This window comes from Pseudonocardia nigra (genome assembly GCF_019396355.1).
GTDB lineage: Bacteria > Actinomycetota > Actinomycetes > Mycobacteriales > Pseudonocardiaceae > Pseudonocardia > Pseudonocardia nigra.
Genome location: NZ_JAHKRK010000466.1, coordinates 1 through 1,316, shown reverse-complemented (window position 1 = coordinate 1,316; position 1,316 = coordinate 1). Strand labels below are relative to the sequence as shown.

Annotated in this window: 1 pseudogene; it reads left to right on the top strand. The window is 68.0% G+C overall.

Annotated features, from left to right (window positions below):
* Positions 1-128: 128 nt before the first annotated feature.
* Positions 129-392 (top strand): annotated as a pseudogene (locus KME75_RS41620) (integrase core domain-containing protein); the annotation flags it as partial.
* Between the last annotated feature and the right edge of the window lie 924 nt (positions 393-1,316).

Below are 1,316 nucleotides of genomic sequence, written 5' to 3'. Positions count from 1 at the left end.
AGCTCCGCCACGGACGGCGGCAGCGAGTCCGACATCCGTCCATGATCGCGCCACCACGCCGACGATCAAGCCGCCACGCCGGGCCCGATCACGTCACCAACAGCTCCGGACGTACTGAATAGCTACGTATCGCCGGGTCGATCGGCACGGTCGGCGATGCGCTTGACAATGCGCTCATGGAGTCTGCTATCGGTCTCTACAAGACAGAGTTGATCGACCAACGGGCGAGCGGCCGGAACTGGGACGGACTGCGGGAGGTCGAGCGCGAGACGGCCGAGTGGGTGCGCTGGTACAACTACGAGAGAATCCACTCGTCTGTCGATTACATGACGCCAGTTGAATGGGAAGCCATGTATGCTGACGCCATCGCCCAACGGGGCGAGGTGGCCTGAACCCCAGCCTCTCGCGATCCCAGGACGGTTCACGCCCCCGCCGTTGCCGCCGTGCCCGGTCAGCACCACCACCCGCGATGGCGCGAACGCCTCCACGGCCAGCCGGGCCAGCCCCGCCCCGGCGTTCTCCATCATCTGCACCAGCTCGATCCGGAAGTCCTCGATCATTGCCCGGTCGACCTCGCGCATCTGCGCTGCGGTGACCGCAGGCCACTCCCGTCGCCGACCCATCTCCTACCTCGCTATGTCGTGAGTGGACGAGTTGGTACCGGTAACCTGGCCCGATCGCGCCCCGCCCCAGGACTGTCAGGACGCTGACAGTCTTGCCGGTGGCCCGGTATCCGGCCAGCGGGCGCGGCCGGGATACGACAGCGACGCCGCGGCGGGCAGGATCCGGCGGACGAGCCGCGCCGCCGGGGCCGCCCCGTTCGGCTGGTCGTCCGGGAGAAGGAACCCGGGCGACATCCTGACTGGATGCGGCCCCAGGCGGTGACGACGGACAGTCCGTTCGGGTTGGCGTCATCTTGCGGTCGGTGACTCCGCGGGCTGCGGGAGGGTGCACGCGATCGCGTCGAGGGTGACCCCTGTTGGGCGCCCTCGAGCTGGCCCTGCACGGTCTCGAGCAGCTCCGACCAGGACTTCTCGAACTTGTTGACGGCCTTGTCCTCCAGCACCAGGAACACGTCGGTCAGATCGACGCCCGCCGCCACCCCGGTGGACGCCCACAACGGCCGCTTCGCCTTGGCGCCCTTGGCGCGTAGCGCCACCCAGCCCGGTGAACACCTCCTGGACCGCCACGCAGGGCCCCGGCGTTCTTGCCGTTTGGGTCTGATGTCGGTTTTGCCCCTGGTGGTGGACTCGTTTGAGGGGCCGGTGTGAGGGGCGAGCGCGACCCCTGGTGATCTTTCAGGTGTTGAAGCCGAA